16 protein-coding genes are annotated in these 19,322 nt (G+C 64.2%); 5 read left to right on the top strand and 11 right to left on the bottom strand.

Annotated features, from left to right (window positions below; genetic code table 11):
- The 7 genes from bamB to ndk form a co-directional block, all read right to left on the bottom strand.
- Nucleotides 1-1,152: an outer membrane protein assembly factor BamB gene (gene bamB, locus ABCV34_RS02635; protein WP_345797710.1), complete on the bottom strand. Its 1,152-nt coding sequence runs from the start codon at nt 1,150-1,152 to the stop codon at nt 1-3.
- 5 nt (nt 1,153-1,157) lie between these two features.
- Complete coding sequence (locus ABCV34_RS02630; RefSeq protein WP_345797709.1) at nt 1,158-1,796, bottom strand: tetratricopeptide repeat protein; 639 nt, start codon at nt 1,794-1,796, stop codon at nt 1,158-1,160.
- Nucleotides 1,797-1,804: 8 nt separating this feature from the next.
- Complete coding sequence (hisS, locus tag ABCV34_RS02625; protein WP_345797708.1) at nt 1,805-3,088, bottom strand: histidine--tRNA ligase; 1,284 nt, start codon at nt 3,086-3,088, stop codon at nt 1,805-1,807.
- Nucleotides 3,089-3,093: 5 nt separating this feature from the next.
- Nucleotides 3,094-4,404, bottom strand: a complete 1,311-nt coding sequence (gene ispG, locus ABCV34_RS02620; RefSeq protein ID WP_345797707.1) for a flavodoxin-dependent (E)-4-hydroxy-3-methylbut-2-enyl-diphosphate synthase — start codon at nt 4,402-4,404, stop codon at nt 3,094-3,096.
- Entirely contained in the window at nt 4,401-4,904 is a 504-nt protein-coding gene (locus ABCV34_RS02615; protein ID WP_345797706.1) for a helix-turn-helix domain-containing protein, read from the bottom strand. The genes ispG and ABCV34_RS02615 overlap by 4 nt, the downstream gene beginning before the upstream one ends.
- Complete coding sequence (gene rlmN / locus ABCV34_RS02610; RefSeq protein ID WP_345797705.1) at nt 4,901-6,064, bottom strand: 23S rRNA (adenine(2503)-C(2))-methyltransferase RlmN; 1,164 nt, start codon at nt 6,062-6,064, stop codon at nt 4,901-4,903. Before rlmN ends, ABCV34_RS02615 begins: the two co-directional genes overlap by 4 nt.
- Before the next feature lie 98 nt (nt 6,065-6,162).
- The gene (ndk, locus tag ABCV34_RS02605) at nt 6,163-6,588 is read right to left on the bottom strand and encodes a nucleoside-diphosphate kinase (RefSeq protein WP_345797704.1); all 426 of its coding nucleotides are present in this window, start codon (nt 6,586-6,588) and stop codon (nt 6,163-6,165) included.
- A 181-nt stretch (nt 6,589-6,769) separates the two neighbouring features.
- Here ndk and ABCV34_RS02600 point away from each other — a divergent pair, with 181 nt between their 5' ends.
- On the top strand, nt 6,770-9,604 hold the full coding sequence (locus ABCV34_RS02600; RefSeq protein WP_345797703.1) for a valine--tRNA ligase: 2,835 nt from the start codon (nt 6,770-6,772) through the stop codon (nt 9,602-9,604).
- 40 nt (nt 9,605-9,644) lie between these two features.
- Nucleotides 9,645-10,874: a nicotinate phosphoribosyltransferase gene (pncB, locus tag ABCV34_RS02595; protein WP_345797702.1), complete on the top strand. Its 1,230-nt coding sequence runs from the start codon at nt 9,645-9,647 to the stop codon at nt 10,872-10,874.
- Between the two features lie 21 nt (nt 10,875-10,895).
- Here pncB and tldD read toward each other — a convergent pair whose 3' ends face one another.
- Both tldD and ABCV34_RS02585 read right to left on the bottom strand, forming a co-directional pair.
- Complete coding sequence (gene tldD / locus ABCV34_RS02590; RefSeq protein ID WP_345797701.1) at nt 10,896-12,350, bottom strand: metalloprotease TldD; 1,455 nt, start codon at nt 12,348-12,350, stop codon at nt 10,896-10,898.
- 19 nt (nt 12,351-12,369) lie between these two features.
- Entirely contained in the window at nt 12,370-13,182 is an 813-nt protein-coding gene (locus tag ABCV34_RS02585) for a carbon-nitrogen hydrolase family protein (RefSeq protein ID WP_345797700.1), read from the bottom strand.
- 159 nt (nt 13,183-13,341) lie between these two features.
- On the opposite strand from ABCV34_RS02585, the gene ABCV34_RS02580 reads away from it, so the two are divergent.
- A complete protein-coding gene (locus tag ABCV34_RS02580; RefSeq protein WP_345797699.1) occupies nt 13,342-13,710 on the top strand; it encodes an H-NS histone family protein in 369 nt (122 codons plus the stop codon).
- Nucleotides 13,711-13,777: 67 nt separating this feature from the next.
- Here the strand turns inward: ABCV34_RS02580 and ABCV34_RS02575 are convergent, their stop codons facing one another.
- The gene (locus ABCV34_RS02575; protein WP_345798675.1) at nt 13,778-14,395 is read right to left on the bottom strand and encodes a DUF4136 domain-containing protein; all 618 of its coding nucleotides are present in this window, start codon (nt 14,393-14,395) and stop codon (nt 13,778-13,780) included.
- A 172-nt stretch (nt 14,396-14,567) separates the two neighbouring features.
- Here ABCV34_RS02575 and pepN point away from each other — a divergent pair, with 172 nt between their 5' ends.
- On the top strand, nt 14,568-17,270 hold the full coding sequence (gene pepN, locus ABCV34_RS02570) for an aminopeptidase N (RefSeq protein WP_345797698.1): 2,703 nt from the start codon (nt 14,568-14,570) through the stop codon (nt 17,268-17,270).
- Between the two features lie 29 nt (nt 17,271-17,299).
- Nucleotides 17,300-18,310 carry a class 1 fructose-bisphosphatase gene (locus ABCV34_RS02565; RefSeq protein ID WP_345797697.1) on the top strand — a complete coding sequence of 337 codons (1,011 nt, stop codon included), beginning with the start codon at nt 17,300-17,302 and terminating at the stop codon, nt 18,308-18,310.
- A 1-nt stretch (nt 18,311) separates the two neighbouring features.
- Here the strand turns inward: ABCV34_RS02565 and ABCV34_RS02560 are convergent, their stop codons facing one another.
- Entirely contained in the window at nt 18,312-19,295 is a 984-nt protein-coding gene (locus ABCV34_RS02560) for a quinone oxidoreductase (protein ID WP_345797696.1), read from the bottom strand.
- Between the last annotated feature and the right edge of the window lie 27 nt (nt 19,296-19,322).

Genomic DNA, 19,322 nt, shown 5'->3' with positions numbered 1-19,322 from the left:
TCAGCCACCGGTGGTCACCAACATCAGATTGCCGCTGCCCGTCTGGATCAACGCCCCGCGCGGTGTCGAAAGCGGGGCGGAAGTGATCGGGCCACCGCCGACTTGCAGACGGGCCATCAGGCTGCCGTCGGCACGCGACAAGAAGTGCAGGTATCCCTGATAGTCCCCCAGCACCACCGCGCTGCCCACCACGGCCGGAGAGCTCAGGCGGCGATTGAGCAGGGCGGACTGTTTCCAGACTTCGTGACCATCGCGCAGATCCAGCGCATGGACCGTATCCCGCAGATCCGGCAGATAAATATGCTGGCCGTCGGTCGCCATCCCGGTGGCCGAGGAGACTTCCTGCGACCAGATCGGGCGCCCACCCTGCGAAACATCGAAGCAGGTGGTGTGGCCCTGATAGCTGACGCCACACAGCAGCGGCCCGACCGTCACGGGCTCGCCCACGACGTCGCTGATCCGTTCCAGATCCGAGGCGCCGCGCGATGGCGACACGGAACCCTCCCAGCGCACGGCACCGGACGCCGCATCGATCACGAGCAGGCGGCCGCCGGGCATCCCGGCGATCACCGTGCCCGGCACCATCGCCATGCGCATGCTGGTCCGCAAGGCGAGCGCGGGACCCGGGCGCTGGACGTTCCAGCGCAACTTGCCCGTGGATTCGTCGAAGGCCTGGACCCGGTAATCGGTGGTGCGGACCGCCACAATACCGTTGCCGACGGCCGGTGGCACGTTCACCGCGCTGGCCGCCTGGCTGCGCCAGATCTCGTTGCCTTGGGCGTCGTAAGCCACGACCATCCCCGTCTGGGTCACGACGGCCGTTGTGCGACCATCCGTGCCGACACCCGCCGACAAGGGATCCTTGCCCGCGCGCCAGCGGACGGCCCCGCTGGCGAGATCCAGCGCCGCGACAGCCCCCGAAGGCGTAGCGGCATAGGCCGTGTCACCGACCACCTGCGGCGAAAAACCGTAATCTCCGCCGCTGCCGATCGACACCGACCAGCGGGACGCGACGGCCAACGAAGGCGCGTATTCGGTCAGCGGCGCCGGGTCGAAGCGGGCATCCGTGCGAGAAAACAGGCCGCAGCCTGCCAGACCCACCACCGACAGGCTGATGACGGCGGCGCGAAACAAACGAACAGGGGTACGCATGGGGCTCAGGCTCCGTTCAAGGCGTCAATCTTCAGCTGGATGATCTGCGCGGCGGGATCGGCCCCCAAGGCCTTCAGCGCGTCGCGCCAGGCCTGCACCGCCTGGTCGGCATGCCCCTGGGCCGCCAGCACGTCGCCACGGCGATCGGCATACAGGGCGGCGAACCCTTCGGGCGCCGTCCCCTGCAACTGGGCCAGGGCCGGTTCATATTGCTTCTGTGCCAGCAGGACGCCTGCCAGACGCAGACGAGCCACTGCCTGCAGGGCCGGCTCGGAACCATCGCGCACCAGCCATTCAAGCTGCTCGCGGGCCCCATCCAGATCCTTGCGTTCCTGCAGCGCCCAAGCGGCCACCAGAACGCCACGCGCGGCGTAGCCGGAGCTGGCGTAATCGCTGCGCAGTGCCGTGCTGGCGGCCTTGATGCGGGTCACCGCATCATCACCCTGTTGGCTGGTAGCGGTTTCCAATGCCTCGTAGTAGCCCATGGCCTGACCAGCCTGATGCGACTCGTACCACTGCCAACCGCGCCAGCCGGCGAACACGGCCACGACGACCAGCACTGCGGTCATGCCGAGCGTGCCATAGCGTTCCCACCAGGCCTTCAGTGCGTCGATTTTTTCCTGTTCTTCGAGATCGTATGCCATGCCTGTAGTCAGATCCTTTGCTTGAGATGCTGGGCCAGCTGGTCGAACGCGATCGACTCCTGCTGAGATTCGCCGGAAGCCTCGGTACGCAGCCATTTCACGGTCGCGGCGCCCGAAACGAGTTCGTCGCCGCCGACGATGACGGCTGCTATGGCGCCACTGGCGTCAGCGCGACGAAACTGTGATTTAAACCCAGTCGAGCCGGCATGGACAAGTACCCGCAATCCGGCGTCTCTCAGGCCCTCCGCCAGGCGGGCCGCGCGGCGCTGCCCGTCATCGCCCTGATGCACCAGATAGACCTGGCACTCGTCGGGTGTCGGCGGTGGCGCATCCTGCAGCCATAGATCCAGCAGGCGCTCCATGCCGATGGCAAAACCGACAGCGGGCGCCGGTTTACCGCCCAGCAGTTCGATCAAGCCGTCGTAGCGCCCACCACCGCAGACCGTCCCCTGGGCCCCCAGGCGATCGGTCACCCACTCGAAAACCGTCAGGTTGTAGTAGTCCAGTCCGCGCACCAGACGGGGATTCAGGGTATAGGCTACACCGGCATCATCCAGCCGGGCGCACAGGCCCTGGTAATGGGCCAGCGATTCCGGCCCCAGAAAATCGAACAGGCGCGGCGCGCCGTTGGCCATATCCTGCATGGCCGGATTCTTCGTGTCCAGCACGCGCAGCGGATTACTGTGCATGCGCCGACGGGCTTCCTCGTCGAGCACGTCGACATGTCTTTCCAGATAGGCAATCAAAGCGGCCCGGTGCGCGGCGCGTTCGGACGCCTGCCCCAGGGAGTTGAGTTCCAGACGGATGTCGCTCAGCCCCAGCAGACGCCACAGGCGCGCCAGCATCAGGATCAGTTCCGCGTCCACATCGGGACCGGGGAACCCCAGGGCCTCGACGTCGATCTGATGGAACTGGCGATAGCGCCCGCGCTGCGGACGTTCGTGGCGGAACACCGGCCCCATCGCGTAAATACGGCGCGGCCGGTCATACAGGAAGTTCTGTTCGATAGCCGAGCGCACGATGCCAGCCGTGAATTCAGGGCGCATGGTCAGGCGCTCGTCATTCAGGGGATCGACGAAGGAATACATTTCCTTTTCGACGATATCGGTGACCTCGCCGATGCCCCGGGTAAACAAGCGGGTGTGCTCGAGCACCGGCGTGCGCATGTTCTGGTAGCCATATGCGGCCAACCAGTCGCGCACCAGGGCTTCCAGTCGTTCCCAGTGCGCCGACTCGGGCGGCAGGGTGTCTTTCATGCCGGTCAGGCCGGCGACTTTCTTGAATTCGGACATGCAACTCAATCCGCGTGACGCGGCACCACGCCAGGACGGTGCGAGGGCTCCGTGCCCGCGCCCTGCCCGTAGCGCCGTGCCACATAGTCTTCGACAATCTGTTTGAATTCCTGAGCGATCGAATCACCCTTCAGGGTGACGGTGCGCTGGCCATCGACATAGACCGGAGCGGCCGGGACCTCGCCGGTACCGGGCAGGCTGATGCCGATATCCGCATGACGGCTTTCCCCCGGGCCGTTGACCACACAGCCCATGACGGCCACGTGCATGTTCTCGACCCCTGGATACCGCGCCTTCCAGACGGGCATCTGGGCGCGCAGATAAGCCTGGATGCTGGCGGCCAGTTCCTGGAACACCGTGCTGCTGGTGCGCCCGCACCCCGGGCACGCCACCACCATCGGCGTGAAAGCCCGCAACCCCATGGTCTGAAGAATTTCCTGCGCCACCACGACTTCGCGGCAACGGTCGCCGCCCGGTTCGGGCGTCAGCGAAATGCGAATTGTGTCGCCGATTCCCTGCTGCAACAAAACGGCCAGCGCGGCCGTCGATGCCACGATGCCCTTGGAGCCCATCCCTGCCTCGGTCAGGCCCAGGTGCAGCGGATAATCGCAACGCTGCGACAGGCTCTGATAGACCGCGATCAGATCCTGGACGTGGCTGACCTTGCAGGACAGAATCACGGCGTTGGCGGGCAGGCCGAGTTCCTGGGCGCGTTCCGCGTTGCTGATGGCGGAGACCACCAGGGCTTCCCGCATCACGGCGTTGGCTGTCCAGGGGCTAGGGCGCGCGGCGTTCTCGTCCATCATCCGCGCCAGCAGCTCGTGGTCCAGACTGCCCCAGTTCACACCGATCCGGACGGGCTTGTCGTTGCGGCAGGCCACCTCGATCATCTGCGCGAAATTGTCGTCGCGCCGCTTCCCGCCACCCATATTGCCGGGGTTGATGCGATATTTCGACAAGGCCTGAGCGCAGTCCGGGAACTGGGTCAGCAGCTTGTGGCCGTTGTAATGAAAATCACCCACCAGCGGCACGGGCACACTCATCCGGTCCAGCGCATTGCGCAGATCGGCCACGCGGGCAGCCGCCTCCGGGGTATTCACGGTGACCCGGACGAGTTCGGACCCCGCCTGCCAGAGTTCACGCACCTGCAGCGCGGTGGCTTCGGGGTCTGCCGTGTCGGTGTTGGTCATGGACTGGACCACGACCGGCGCATCGCCGCCCACCCGGACCACATGGCTGCCCCAGCGTACATCCACTGAGCGCGTGGGCCGCCGGTCCGCGACGGACGGTTCGGAATTCACAGAAGAGGAAGTCATTGGCGCAGCGCCTTCAGCCAATCAAGAGCCAGCCACTGATCGGGGACCCAGCCCCGGTTGATGGCATACAAGCCGATCACGCAGAACAAGACCAGGATCAGCAGCACCCAGGCCCAGGTGCGGTGTGCAGGTTCGCCCCTGGGCGTCATGTCGGCCGGCGGGATAGCCCGCCGCGTGCCCGCGGAAGACACCGTCAGACGCGGACGTGCCGCCCCCACAGCGTCGTCCAGCAGGCGCAGCACGGCGTCCACGTCAGCCTCCAGGAAACGCGCATAGTTGCGCACCAGGCCTCGCAGCGGAACGCCATCGGGGAGGCGCGCCCAGTCTCCGCATTCCAGGTAGCCCAGCTGCACCGAGGAATACTTGATGCGCGCAGAGACCTCGGACAGCGTCAGGCCCCGGGTTTCGCGCAAGGTCTTCAGGGTGTCGCCGACGGGCGGCATAGCCTGGCCGTCTGGCCTGTCCTGCCATGACTGGCTGTCACTTGGGGAATCGCTCATCCGTGTTCCTTTTTGCGTATGACGACGCGTGCCCGATCGGGCAGCCGTTCGTTGATGCGGGTGCGATCGCGCACCTCGCCGGCCAACTGGCCGCAGGCGGCGTCGATATCGTCGCCGCGCGTCTTGCGCACGGTCGCCACCAGCCCGGCGTCGGTCAGATGCTGGGCGAACAAACGCACGCGCGCCGCTGGCGAGCGCCGCAACCCCGACTGTGGGAAGGGATTGAAGGGGATCAGATTGAACTTGCAGCGCACCTGACGGGCAATCCCGGTCAGTTCGCGCGCATGTTCGTCGGAATCGTTGACACCATCGAGCATGATGTACTCGAAGGTGATGAAATCACGCGGGGCATATTCCAGGTAGCGGTTGCAGGCGTCCAGCAATTCCGCCAGCGGATACTTGCGGTTCAACGGAACCAGCCGGTCGCGCAATGCATCATTGGGGGCATGCAACGACACTGCCAGCGCCACAGGGCAATCCTGCGCCAGCCGGTCGATCATCGGGACCACCCCCGAGGTGGACACCGTCACGCGCCGCCGCGACAGACCATAGGCATGGTCGTCGACCATGAGGCGCAGGGCGCCCAGGACCTGGTCGTAATTGAGCAGGGGCTCGCCCATACCCATCATGACCACGTTGCTGACCGCCCGCTGCGATTCATCGGTCGGCCCGTCCAGGCGCGCCGCCTGCGGGTCATCGCGCAAGGCGCGGTTGGCATACCACAGCTGGCCGATGATTTCGGCCGTCGTCAGATTGCGGCTGAACCCCTGATAGCCCGTGGAACAGAAGGGACAAGCGACGGTGCAGCCCGCCTGGCTGGAAATGCAGAGTGTGCCCCGATCGTCTTCGGGAATGAAGACGGTTTCGATGGCATTGCCCGCCCCCATGTCGAACAGCCATTTGCGGGTGCCGTCCGTCGAACGCTTCTCGATGTTCAGGGGCGGCGCCTGCACGACACAATGGGTTTCCAGCTGGGCCCGGAAATCTTTGGCCAGATCGCTCATGTCCTGGAACCGGTCCACCCCGCGCTGATGCACCCACTGCGACAGCTGGCGCGCGCGAAAGGGCTTGCCCCCCCACTGCGCCACCAGTGACGCCAGGGCGGCCGGGTCTAGGCCCAGGACATTGACGGAACTCTGAACGGATTCAGTACCAGACATAGAAAACGATCGACAGATGAGGAGAACTCGAGACCCCGGGGCAACCCGGGGTGCTCCGCCCGGCCGACGCGTCGAGCCAGACGGGACACAAGCCGCGATCAGCGGCCGAAAATGTTGCTTTCAGGGAAGAAGAAGGCGATTTCAACGGCAGCGGTCTCGGCGGCGTCGGAGCCATGCACGGCGTTGGCGTCGATGCTGTCGGCGAAGTCGGCACGGATGGTGCCCGGCGCGGCCTTCTTCGGGTCGGTGGCGCCCATCAGGTCGCGGTTCTTGGCAATGGCGGATTCGCCTTCCAGAACCTGCACGAACACGGGACCGGAGACCATGAAATCGACCAGGTCCTTGAAGAAGGGACGTTCCTTGTGGACGGCGTAGAAGCGCTCGGCCTCGCCGCGCGACAACTGCTGCAGACGAGCCGCCACGACCTTCAGGCCAGCCTGTTCAAAACGGGCGACGATCTGGCCGATTGCGTTCTTGGCGACGGCATCAGGCTTGATGATGGAAAGGGTACGTTCGATAGCCATGGAGGTTTCCGGTGTAGAACAGGAAAGGAGCTTTCCCGATGAAAAGGTAGAATGAATCCCGCGCGGCGCAGCCCCATCGGATGGGGATATTTGCCCGTGCCCGCGGTGAACCGTGCATTTTACCATGCGCGGTTTCCCTGGCATCCGCCTACAATGATCGTTTTTTTCGCTGTCCGAACCCATGAGCGATTCCATCTCCCTTCCCAAAAGCTTCGAACCCCAGGACATCGAGTCCCGCTGGTATGACGAATGGAATCGACGGGGCCTGTTCAGTGGCGGGCAGCACGTCGAACCGGCGGCCGGGCACACATCGGCTCCCTTCGCGATCCAGTTTCCGCCGCCCAATGTCACCGGCACCCTGCACATGGGCCATGCGTTCAATCAGACCATCATGGACGGCCTGATCCGCTATCACCGCATGAGCGGCGACGATACGGTGTTCATTCCCGGCACCGACCACGCCGGCATCGCCACACAGATCGTGGTCGAACGACAGCTGGATGCACAAGGCGTATCGCGCCACGACCTCGGTCGCGACAAGTTCCTGGAGCGAGTCTGGGCATGGAAGGAGCAATCCGGCAGCACCATCACAGGCCAATTCCGGCGGCTGGGCTCTTCCTGCGACTGGTCACGTGAATACTTCACCATGGACGATCGCCTGTCGCGAGGCGTGATCGAGGTCTTCGTGCGCCTGTACGAACAGGGCCTGATCTACCGCGGCAAGCGCCTGGTGAACTGGGACCCGGTTCTGGGCACGGCCGTCTCCGACCTTGAAGTGGTCAGCTCGGAAGAAGACGGCCACATGTGGGAAATCCGCTACCCGCTGACGACGCCGGCCGACGGGTTGACCCACCTGGTGGTCGCCACCACCCGGCCCGAAACCATGCTGGGCGACGTCGCCGTCATGGTGCACCCAGAGGACGAGCGCTACGCGCATCTCATCGGACGCACCGTGACGTTGCCACTGGTGGGCCGCGAGATCCCCATCATCGCGGACGATTACGTGGACCGCGAATTCGGCACCGGTGTCGTCAAGGTCACTCCCGCGCACGATTTCAACGACTACGCAGTGGGCCAACGCCACGGCCTGCCGATGATCAGCGTGCTGACCCTGGACGCGAAGATCGACGAACAGGCCCCTGCGCCCTACCGCGGCCTGGACCGCTACGAGGCCCGCCAGTGCATCGTGACCGACCTGGAATCCCAGGATCTCCTGCAGGCGGTGAAACCGCACAAGCTCATGGTGCCGCGCGGCGACCGCACCAACAGCGTCATCGAACCCATGCTGACGGATCAGTGGTTCGTCGCCATGAGCGAGCCGGCACCCGAAGGCAGCCTGCACCCTGGCAAGAGCATCACCGAAGTGGCACTGGAAGTCGTCGCCGACGGCCGCGTGAAATTCGTCCCGGAAAACTGGACCACCACCTACAACCAGTGGCTCGACAACATCCAGGACTGGTGTATTTCCCGCCAGCTGTGGTGGGGCCACCAGATCCCCGCCTGGCATGCGGACGACGGCAGGATCTTCGTCGCCCGCTCGGCCGAGGACGCCGAGCGTCAGGCCCGCGCGGCGGGTGTCGCCGGGCCGCTGACCCGCGATCCTGACGTGCTGGACACCTGGTTCTCATCCGCCCTGGTGCCGTTCACCGACCTGGGCTGGCCCGAGCAGACGCCGGACCTGTCCCGCTATCTTCCCTCCAGCGTGCTGGTCACGGGCTTCGACATCATTTTCTTCTGGGTCGCCCGCATGATCATGATGAGCATGCACCATACCGGCCAGGTGCCCTTCCGCACGGTGTACGTGCACGGCCTGGTTTGTGACATGGAAGGCAAGAAGATGTCGAAGTCCAAGGGCAACACCATCGATCCGGTGGACCTGATCGACGGCATCGACCTGGAATCCCTGCTGGCCAAGCGCACGGCCGGCCTGATGAACCCGAAGCAGGCCGAGACCATCCGCAAGCGCACGCGCAAGGATTACCCCGACGGCATCCCGGCCTACGGCGCCGATGCGCTGCGCTTCACCATGGCGGCCTATGCCACCCTGGGGCGCAACATCAATTTCGACCTGAAGCGCTGCGAGGGCTATCGCAATTTCTGCAACAAGCTCTGGAACGCCACCCGTTTCGTGCTGATGAACGTCGAAGGACACGACCTGGGGCACGCCCAGCCCGGCGACCTGTCCTTTGCCGACCGCTGGATCATCGACGGCTTGCAGCGACTGATCACGGAAGTCCACACGGGCTTTGCCCAGTACCGCTTCGATCAGGTGTCCGACCGTCTCTACCACTTCATCTGGGACGAATACTGCGACTGGTACGTCGAACTGGCCAAGGTCCGCCTGCAGACAGGCGGCGCCGTGGAACAGGCGGCCACGCGCCGCACCCTGATCCATGTACTGGAAACCCTGCTGCGCCTGGTCCATCCGATCATGCCCTTCATCACGGAAGAGCTCTGGCAGAAAGTCTCGGTGGCCGCCGGGGTCCGGGCAGCTGGCGCCGAGGCCAGCATCAGCACCCAGCCCTACCCCATGGCCCAGGAGTCCCTGCTGGATACCGCCGCCGTCGCCCGCATGGCCGCGCTCAAATCCCTGACCGAGGCCATCCGTGCCCTGCGCGGCGAAATGAATCTGGCCCCGAGCCAGCGTGTCCCGCTGCTGGTTCAGGGCGCGGATGCCGGCCTGGACGAACTGGCTCCCTATCTGACGGCTCTCGCCCGCCTGGACACCGTCCAGGCCGTGGACCACCTGCCCGACCTGGGCGCCCCGGTGCAGGTCGTGGGCACCACGCAACTGATGCTGCACGTGGAAATCGACGTCGCGGCCGAACGCGCACGCCTGGACAAGGAAATCGACCGCCTGGAAAAGGAAATCGCAAAAGCCGGCGCCAAGCTGTCGAATGCCAGCTTCGTCGAGCGGGCACCCGCAGCCGTCGTGGAGCAGGAAAAAGCCCGCCTGCTGCAATTCGGCGAAACACTGGACCGGGTCAGGGCGCAGCGGACGCGGCTGCAGGACTGAACCCCACACCCCCATCCCCTGAATGTCACGGCATATGCCCATGAGCTCCGATAAATTTCGACCGGTGATCGAATCCCTGCTGGACACCGATCTGTATAAATTCACGATGTGGCAGGCCATGCTGCACCGTCACCCGGCGGCCCAGGCAGAATATCAGTTCATCTGCCGCAGCCGGCCCGAACATTCACTGGCGGAACTGGCACCAGAGATCGAACGGCAGATCGATCATTTATGCAGCCTGCGCTTCCGCCAGGACGAACTGGATTATCTGGGCGGGCTGCGCTACATCAAATCGGATTTCGTCGATTTTCTGTCGCTGTTTCATTTTCAGCGCCGCTTCATTCAGATCGGCACTCAGGGGGATTCCCTGACCATCATCGCCCGAGGTCCCCAGGTGCATGTCATGGGGTTCGAAATCTTCGTGCTGGCCATCGTCAACGAGATTTATTTTCGACGCTATCAGGCGGACGACGTACTGGAAGAAGGCCGGCGCCGGCTGCAGGCGAAAATCGAACTGCTGCGGGATTTTTCGCGCGAACCGGCACGGCGCTTTCCATTGCAGATTTCCGATTTTGGCCTGCGCCGCCGATTTTCCAAGGTGTGGCAGACCGAAGTCGTGGAACGGTTGCGAACGGCCGTCCCACAATACATCACCGGCACGTCCAATGTCGCGCTGGCCAAATCCCACGGATTGGTGCCGGTGGGGACCATGGCCCATGAATATCTGCAGTCATACCAGGCGTTCGGGAAAGTCCGCCTGCGGGATTTCCAGCGGGCCGCGCTGGAGGACTGGGTACAGGAATATCGCGGCGATCTGGGCATCGCCGTCACCGACGTGGTCGGTACGGATGCCTTCCTGGCGGATTTCGACCTGTATTTCGCCAAGCTGTTCGACGGCCTGCGCCACGATTCGGGCGACCCGATCGCCTGGGGGGAAAAGGCCCTGGCCCATTATCAGACCCTGCGCATCGACCCGACCAGCAAACGCCTTGTCTTTTCGGACGGCCTGGACATTCCTCGCGCGCTGGATATCTACCGCCATTTTGCCGACCGGGTCCAGCTGGCGTTCGGAATCGGCACCAACCTGACGAACGATCTGGGGCCGCAGCCGCTGAACATCGTCATGAAGCTGTTCCAGTGCAATGGCATGCCCACCGCTAAACTGGCCGATAGCCCGGGCAAGGAACACTGCACCGACGCGACGTTCCTGGCCTACCTGCGGCAGGTATTCGGGCGCGCGGTGGACGGCGCCGCGAGCCCCGGCACCTGAAAATCCGCCGGGGCCTGGTTTTTAGGCGGTGCCCCCAACGGTCAGCCCATCGATACGCAAGGTCGGCATGCCGACCCCGACCGGCACGCTCTGGCCTTCCTTGCCGCACGTGCCCACGCCGGAATCCAGGGCCAGGTCATGGCCGATCATGCCGATTCGGCGCATGGCCTCCGGGCCGCTGCCGATCAGCGTCGCGCCCTTGACTGGATAAGTGACCTTGCCTTTCTCGATCACATAGGCCTCGGATGCGGAAAACACGAACTTTCCGCTGGTGATGTCCACCTGCCCGCCGCCGAAATTCACGGCATACAGCCCCCGATCCACTGACGCGATGATGTCCTGGGGATCGGCCTTTCCCGCCAGCATGTAGGTATTGGTCATGCGCGGCATGGGCAGATGCGCATAGGATTCACGGCGCCCGTTGCCCGTGGGTGCCTGCTTCATGAGCCGCGCATTCATGGAGTCCTGCATATAGCCCCGCAGGATACCGTCCTCGATCAGGACGTTGTGCTGCGTGGGATGGCCTTCGTCGTCGACGTTCAGCGATCCGCGCCGATCCGGCAGGGTACCGTCATCGACCACGGTCACGCCACGCGACGCCACCTGTTCGCCGATCCGCCCTGAAAAGACGCTGGACCCCTTACGGTTGAAATCGCCTTCCAGGCCATGCCCCACGGCCTCGTGCAGCAGGATCCCCGGCCAGCCAGACCCCAGGACCACGGTCATCTGTCCGGCTGGCGTAGGACGGGCTTCCAGGTTGACCCGGGCTTCGTGGACCGCCCGGTCGACATAGCCCCGCAAGATATCATCCGTGAAATAGGCCAGACCCGTGCGCCCGCCCCCGCCGCCATGCCCCATTTCCCGGCGCCCCTTGCGTTCGGCGATCACGGTCACGGACAGCCGCACCAGCGGCCGCACATCGGCTACCAGCCGGCCATCGCTGCCGGCCACCAGAATCACGTCATATTCGGCGGCCAGGCCTGCCATGACCTGGATGATCTCCGGATCGGCGGCCCGGGCCATAGCCTCGACCCGTTCGAGCAGGGCGACCTTGTCGGGGGCCGACAGGGAATCGACCGGATTGACTGGCGCGTAAAGACGATGCGGCGTGTCGCTGCCACCATCCACCCGGCGCCGGCCCGATCCTTGGCGCGCGATCGTGCGCACCGCCTGGGCGGACGACAGCAGCGCCGCGGGCGACAGGCTGTCGGAATAGGCAAAGGCGGTTTTTTCACCGCTGATCGCCCGCACACCGACCCCCTGATCGATGGAAAAGCTGCCGGTCTTCACGATGCCTTCTTCCAGGCTCCAGCCTTCGGAGCAGCTGTACTGGAAATACAGATCGGCGTAATCGACCCGATGGGTATGGATCTCGGACAAGGCACGGGCCAGATGGGATTCATCCAGCCCCCAGGGATCCAGCAGCAGCGAGCGGGCGGTATTGAGGGCTTCCAGGCCCGGTTCGATCATTTTCATCTGACAATATCCAAAAACATCACAAGACCCGGTGCCGCAGGGCCGGCAAGGACTCGCGCACCGACTCCAGGCGGTCGGAGTCGAGCGTACCGGCGGCCAGCCCCGGACCTTCGGGCAGACAACTGAGCACGTCGCCCCAGGGATCGATCAGCATCGAATGCCCCCAGGTGCGACGGCCGTTTTCGTGAGTGCCGCCCTGGGCACTGGCCAGGACATAGCACTGATTTTCGATAGCGCGCGCGCGCAGCAACACTTCCCAGTGTACTGAACCCGTGGTCCAGGTGAAAGCGGCCGGCAACACCATCAGGCGCACGTCTCCCTGCGCCCGAAAAAATTCCGGGAACCGCAGGTCATAGCAGATCCCCAGTGCAACCCGACCGAACGGCAGATCGAAAACCTGGGGCGCATCGTCACCCGGACGGATCGCCCGGGATTCGTCATAGGATTCGGTCCCGCGCTGGAAGTTGAACAGGTGGATTTTGTCGTAGCGCGCGCAGGGTCTTCCCTGCGGGTCGAAAACCAGGCAGGTATTGTAAATTCGATGCGCATCGGGGCTGCGCAGGGGCAGCGTCCCCCCCACCAGCCAGACCGCATGGTGCCGCGCCTGCTCTGACAGGAATGCCTGGATAGGGCCCTGCCCCGGCATTTCGGCCAAGGCCAGCTTATCCTGGTCGTGCCGGCCCATGAAACAGAAATATTCCGGCAGGGCGATCAGGCAGGCCCCACCCCGGGCAGCCTGTTCGATCCAGTACGCCGCCTGTTTCAAATTATCCTGAAGCGACAGTCCGGAAACCATTTGAACCGCTGCCACGGAAAGTGTCTTGTCCCGCATTTTCATCCGCCTCTGTCGATCTTGAATTCACGATTCAATATTCGATCAACCACGTACCTATTCAATTACCCCAAACGGGGGAAAATCAGCTTAAAATCTGAGTCCGTCCCGGATATAAAAGTATCCGGGCCATAAATACAACTCTGCACGGAGCAATGAATGGCACGCACCAGCTACGCCTCTCAGAAAACCCGCCTGGAAAAAGAAAAGGCGAAAATCGAAAAGCAACTGCAGAACTTGCAGGCCAAACAACGCAAACCGGTTGTGACGTCGATCGTCCGATCGATGCGTGATTATGGCATCACCCCTGAAGAAATTGCGGCGGCATTCGACCACAAGGCCCCCAGTCGCACATCCGGCGCACCCCGCAAGGCGGCTCCGGCAGCCAAGCGCGTGATTCCACCGAAATACCGCCACCCGGACACGCACGCCGAATGGACGGGTCGCGGCAAGCCACCGCGCTGGATCACCGAAGCCGAAACAGCCGGCACGTCGCGCGACACCTTTCTGATTGAAAAGGCCGCCTGAAAAACCAGGCGCCCCGGCCAGCCCCGTTGGCCTGGGATCCTGATTTCACGAGCCGCCGCTATCCACCTCACTGACGCGGATAGCGCACCTGGACGACCTGACCATTACGACCGGGAAACCGGTCGAACAGCGCGCGAGCCAGATACGGCATGGCTGCCCCAAGCTGATCTTCCGGGCCGGCCGTGACCGCGCTGGCCCGATAGACCTCGCGTCCTTGCTGCGTCTGATCATCGATCCGCACAGACAGATGAAGCCGGGTCACCACCACCGGCACAGTCTCGGTCACCGGCCCATATCCCCATCCCCAGGGGTGGTGAAAACCAGGCCCCGGAAAACCCGGGTAGAAATACGGATCGACCATGCGTTCGCGCCACTCGCGTTCTTGCGAGCTGCCATAATCCATGTGCACAATGAAACGCGCCTGTGACAAGGACCGCGCCTCGACCAGCCCCGTCGGCCCCAAGGCGGCCCGCACAGTATCCGCAAATGTCTGGTACTGCAGATTATTCCGCTGGGCTGCCTCTGGTTCGATCCAGTAGGTGGCCCCCACGGTGTGGTCAGGCCATTGCTGGTAGCGCGTGACCTGCGCGGAAAACACGCTGGCGCACCCCCCCAGCGACAATGCAAAGAATGCAACGCCCAGCCACTGCATCGCCATCCGCCCAAAACCACCCAGACGTTTCATCACGTTCACAATATCCAGAAAAAACTCACAGCTTCATCATAGGCGCTGCCAAAATATTCCGAAAGCCCGCCCCCCGTATTCCAAAACCGGAAGGCCGCCGAAGTAAAGGAATCTCCCGGGTTCCGTCAGCCGACTACAATGGACGCTTGATGAAAGCCTTACGGAACGACTCATGCGCACCGACATCGCCCAGACGATCCATCGCCAGGATTACACCCCCTATCCCTATCGGCTACCCCAGGTCAGGCTGGAATTCGATCTGGATGCCCAAACCACCCGGGTACGCTCGGTGCTGCGCTTCGAACCCGACAGGAACACTCCACCAGGCGCGCCCATTGTCCTGCAGGGCGAAGACCTGGAACTCATCGACGTCCAGATCGACGGCCACGCGCTGAGTGCGAACGAATACTATCTCGATGACGAAACTCTGCGCCTGACGCCTCCGGCATCCGGCAAGCCCTTCACCGTCAGCATCACCAGCCTCTGCCATCCCGCGCGCAACACCACGTTGATGGGTCTGTACGTATCCGGCGACAAGCTCTTCACCCAATGCGAGGCCCAGGGTTTCCGGCGCATCACCTGGTTTCCCGACCGCCCGGACATGATGGCCTGCTACGAGGTCGTCCTGCGGGCGGACCCCAAGGCCTATCCGACCCTGCTGTCCAACGGCAACCTGGTCGAACAAACAACACTGCCCGACGACCGCCACCAGACCTTGTGGCGCGACCCCCATCCCAAACCCTGCTATCTGTTTGCCTTGGTGGCGGGCGACTTCGACTGCATCGAACGCACCGAGACCACCCGCAGCGGCCGCTCGGTCCTGCTGCAGGTGTACAGCGACCGGGGCTGCCGCGAACAGACCCATTGGGCACTCGACTGCCTGGCACGCGCCCTGCACTGGGACGAACGCCGCTTCGGGCTGGAACTGGACCTGGACCGCTTCATGGTGGTGGCCGCCCGCGACTTCAACATGGGCGCCATGGAAAACAAGGGCCTCAACGTCTTCAATGCCGCTTACGTGCTGGCGGACCCGGCGACCGCGACCGACGGCGCGTACCGCCGCATCGAGGACGTGATCGGGCACGAGTACTTCCACAACTGGACCGGCAACCGCGTTACCTGCCGCGACTGGTTTCAGCTCTCGCTGAAGGAAGGCCTGACCGTCTTTCGCGAGCAGGAATTCTCCGCTGATATGCTGGCCGACGGCCTGCCTGCCGCGGAAGCCGCCAGCGCCCGGGCCGTCAAGCGTATCGACGACGTCCACGTGCTGCGCATGATGCAGTTTCCGGAAGATGCCGGCCCGATGGCACACCCGATCCGCCCGGACAGCTATCAGGAAATCGGTAATTTCTATACCGCCACGGTCTACGAAAAGGGCGCCGAGGTCATTCGCATGCAGCACACGCTGCTGGGCGAATCCGGCTTTCGGGCCGGCATGGACGAGTATTTTCGCCGCCACGACGGCCAGGCCGTCACCTGCGACGATTTCGTCAATGCCATGGAATCGATCTATGTCCGGCAACATCCGGAACAGGACTTCACCGTGTTCCGCCGCTGGTACGCCCAGGCGGGCACGCCGCGCGTCAAGGTGGAACATCACTACGATGCCAAAGCCCGCTGCCTGCAGCTGACGCTCAGCCAGCACTGCCCCCCAGCTGGCCTGGAGGCCCGCCAGACGCCGATCGCCGACAAGCCGCCGCTGCACATCCCCGTTGCCATCGGCCTGCTGGACCGGTCAGGCCGCCCGCTGCCGATCCTCTGGCAGGGACAGTCAAGGGACACCCTGTTGCTGGAACTGCGGGAAGCCCGCCAGACATGGACGCTGGACGACGTTCCCGAAGCTCCCGTGATCTCCCTGCTGCGCGGGTTTTCGGCTCCGGTCATCATCGAGACCGAGCGCGACGCGGACGATCTGGCACTGCTGGCACGGTCCGACCCGGATCCCTTCGCGCGGTGGGACGCCACACAGGAAACCGCGTTGCGGCACCTGCTGGCCGGCATGCGGTCGCTGCGCGACCAGGCCCCGCAGCCCGCCATCGAGCCCCTGATGGAACTCTGGCGCGAAGCTCTGCGCGACGATGCCCTGTCTCCCGCCTACCGGACGCGCCTTCTGGCCCTGCCTGCCTTGCGCGAACTCCTCGAACGCAGTGCCCCCATGGATCCGCAAGCCGCCGCCACCGTCCGGACGCGGACGCAGGCGGCCCTGGGAGCGAGCCTGGCGGATCAATGGAACGCGCTGTACGACTCGCTGGCCGACGAGGGGGGCCCCTATTCCCCCGATCCCGTTTCCTCTGGGCGCCGATCCCTGCGCAACCTGGCACTGGAATACCTGCTGGCAGGCCAGACGCCGGATGCCGTCCGGAAGGCCCGCGTGCAATATGCCCAGGCGCAAAATATGACAGAAAGCCTGGGTGCGCTGACGGCCCTGCTGCAACACGCGCCCCAGGAATGCGCCGATCTGCTCCAGGACTTCCACACACGCTGGCATGCGGAACCCCTGGTGCTCGACAACTGGTTCGGTATCCAGGCCAGCGCCCCCTCCTGCACGGTGGCCCGGGTGCGCGCCCTGATGGCGTTGCCCGACTTCACCCTGCGCACGCCGAACCGGGCCCGCGCCGTGATCTTCCGCTTCTGCATGGACAATATGGCCAATCTGCACACCCCCGAAGGCTACGACTTCTGGGCCGAGCAGGTGCTGACCCTGAACGAGATCAATCCGGAAGTCGCCGCCCGGCTGGCCCGCGCTTTTGACAACTGGGCGCGCTACGAACCCGTGTCGCGCGAAGGCATGAAAGCCGCGCTGCATCGGGTGCGCTCGGCCCCCGGCCTGTCGCGCAACGTGCATGAAATCGTATCCAAGGCGCTCGACGCCTGAATCCATTCGATCACCCAACGAGGAACACCTTGAAATTCAAGACATTGACCCAGTATCTGGTCGAACAGCAGCGTGAACACAAGGCTGTCTCGCCCGACGTCCGCCTGCTCATCGAAACAGTCTCCCGCGCCTGCAAGGCCATCAGCCACACCGTCAGCAAGGGCGCTCTGGGCGGCGTGCTGGGCAGCCTGGGCACAGAGAACGTGCAAGGCGAGATCCAGAAGAAGCTCGACGTCCTGTCCAACGAAATCCTGCTCGAAGCCAACGAATGGGGCGGTAATCTGGCTGCCATGGCCTCCGAGGAGATGCAGACCATTCACCGCATTCCCAACCATTATCCGAAGGGCCAGAACCTGCTGCTGTTCGATCCGCTGGATGGTTCCTCGAACATCGATGTGAATGTTTCGATCGGCACGATCTTCTCCGTACTGCAGGCACCCGCCGAAGCCGCCGGCCGTGAGATCGCCGAATCCGACTTTCTGCAGCCCGGCACCCGCCAGGTCGCCGCCGGCTATGCCATCTACGGCCCTCAGACCATGCTGGTGCTGACAGTCGGGGCCGGGGTCATGGGCTTCACGCTGGACCGCGAAATGGGATCCTGGCTGCTGACCCACGAGAACATCCAGCTGCCGGAACAGACTGCCGAGTTCGCCATCAACATGTCCAACATGCGTCACTGGGAAGCCCCCGTGCGGCGCTACATCGACGAATGCCTGCAGGGCGAGACCGGCCCACTAGGCAAGAACTACAACATGCGCTGGATCGCGTCGATGGTTGCCGACGTGCATCGCATCCTGACGCGCGGCGGCGTCTTCATGTATCCGCGCGACGCCCGGGCTTCGGGCAGGAAGGGCAAGCTGCGCCTGATGTACGAAGCCAATCCCATGAGCTTCCTGGTCGAGCAGGCCGGGGGCTGCGCGGTGGACGGCGGCACCCGGATCCTGGACATCCAGCCCGACGCCCTGCACCAGCGCGTCGGGGTGATACTGGGGTCGAAGCAGGAAGTCGAGCGCCTGCAACGCTACCACCAGGACAGCTGAGTCAGTCCAGCGTCAGCACAGTTGCGCCGGTCGTCCGGCGCGACTTCAGGGCCTCGTGCGCGCGGGCGGCATCCTTCAGGGCGAAGCGCTGGCCGACCACGATGTCGAGCTTGCCCGCCGTCACCAGTTCGAAGACCTCGGCGGCGGCGGCCTGCATGGCCTGGGCCGTCGCCACGTAGGTCGCCAGAATCGGCCGGGTGACATACAGCGACCCCTTGGCCGCCAGCTGCCCCAGATTCACACCCTCGACCGGCCCGGACGCATTGCCGAAGCTGACCATCATCCCGCGCGCCCTCAGGCAATCCAGGGACGTTTCCCAGGTGTCCTTTCCAACCCCGTCGTAGACGACTGGAACCTTCTGGCCGCCGGTCAGTTCGAGCACCCGGGCCACGACGTCCTCGCGGGTGTAATCGATCACTTCCCAGGCGCCATGGCGGCGTGCGAGCGCGGCCTTTTCCGGCGAGGACACGGTGCCGATCAGGCGCACCCCCAGGGCCCGCGCCCATTGGCAGGCAATCAGGCCGACGCCACCCGCCGCCGCGTGAAACAGGATCGTTTCGTTGCCCTGGACCCGGTAGGCCTGACGAAACAGATACTGGACGGTCAGCCCCTTGAGCATCAGAGCGGCGGCCTGTTCGAAACCGACCGAGTCCGGAATCGCCACGACGCGGTCCGCAGGGATGTTGCGCAGATCCGTGTAGGCGCCGATCGGCCCCTGGCCATAGGCGACGCGATCGCCGACGCGCAGGTGCGTGACCTCGGCGCCCACTGCCTCGATGATCCCGGATGCTTCGAAACCCAGGCCATGCGGCAGCGGATGCGGATAGAGGCCCGTGCGGCAATAGATGTCGATGAAATTGAGACCGACGGCCTTCTGGCGAATCTGAACCTCGTGGGAAGCAGGCGCCGGCACATCCACCTGAGCCAGTTGCATGACTTCAGGCCCGCCATGCTGACGGATCTGTATGATCTGAGCTTTCTTCACTGCCGTTTCCTCCAGCCCGCCCGGGCC

The sequence above is a fragment of the Castellaniella sp. MT123 genome (assembly GCF_039614765.1).
Taxonomy (GTDB): Bacteria; Pseudomonadota; Gammaproteobacteria; order Burkholderiales; family Burkholderiaceae_B; genus Castellaniella.
The sequence above is the reverse complement of the archived record's forward strand: the minus strand, read 5'-3'. Positions and strand labels throughout refer to the sequence as shown.

Bases quoted from the DNA above. Each gene is read 5' to 3' on its own strand.
- ABCV34_RS02580 (WP_345797699.1), top strand. From the start codon at position 13,342: ATGGCACGCACCAGCTACGCCTCTCAGAAAACCCGCCTGGAAAAAGAA.
- ndk (WP_345797704.1), bottom strand. From the start codon at position 6,588: ATGGCTATCGAACGTACCCTTTCCATCATCAAGCCTGATGCCGTCGCC.
- ABCV34_RS02630 (WP_345797709.1), bottom strand. From the start codon at position 1,796: ATGGCATACGATCTCGAAGAACAGGAAAAAATCGACGCACTGAAGGCC.
- pncB (WP_345797702.1), top strand. From the start codon at position 9,645: ATGAGCTCCGATAAATTTCGACCGGTGATCGAATCCCTGCTGGACACC.
- bamB (WP_345797710.1), bottom strand. From the start codon at position 1,152: ATGCGTACCCCTGTTCGTTTGTTTCGCGCCGCCGTCATCAGCCTGTCG.
- ABCV34_RS02575 (WP_345798675.1), bottom strand. From the start codon at position 14,395: ATGAAACGTCTGGGTGGTTTTGGGCGGATGGCGATGCAGTGGCTGGGC.
- pepN (WP_345797698.1), top strand. From the start codon at position 14,568: ATGCGCACCGACATCGCCCAGACGATCCATCGCCAGGATTACACCCCC.
- tldD (WP_345797701.1), bottom strand. From the start codon at position 12,350: ATGAAAATGATCGAACCGGGCCTGGAAGCCCTCAATACCGCCCGCTCG.
- ABCV34_RS02615 (WP_345797706.1), bottom strand. From the start codon at position 4,904: ATGAGCGATTCCCCAAGTGACAGCCAGTCATGGCAGGACAGGCCAGAC.
- hisS (WP_345797708.1), bottom strand. From the start codon at position 3,088: ATGTCCGAATTCAAGAAAGTCGCCGGCCTGACCGGCATGAAAGACACC.
- rlmN (WP_345797705.1), bottom strand. From the start codon at position 6,064: ATGTCTGGTACTGAATCCGTTCAGAGTTCCGTCAATGTCCTGGGCCTA.
- ispG (WP_345797707.1), bottom strand. From the start codon at position 4,404: ATGACTTCCTCTTCTGTGAATTCCGAACCGTCCGTCGCGGACCGGCGG.
- ABCV34_RS02600 (WP_345797703.1), top strand. From the start codon at position 6,770: ATGAGCGATTCCATCTCCCTTCCCAAAAGCTTCGAACCCCAGGACATC.
- ABCV34_RS02585 (WP_345797700.1), bottom strand. From the start codon at position 13,182: ATGCGGGACAAGACACTTTCCGTGGCAGCGGTTCAAATGGTTTCCGGA.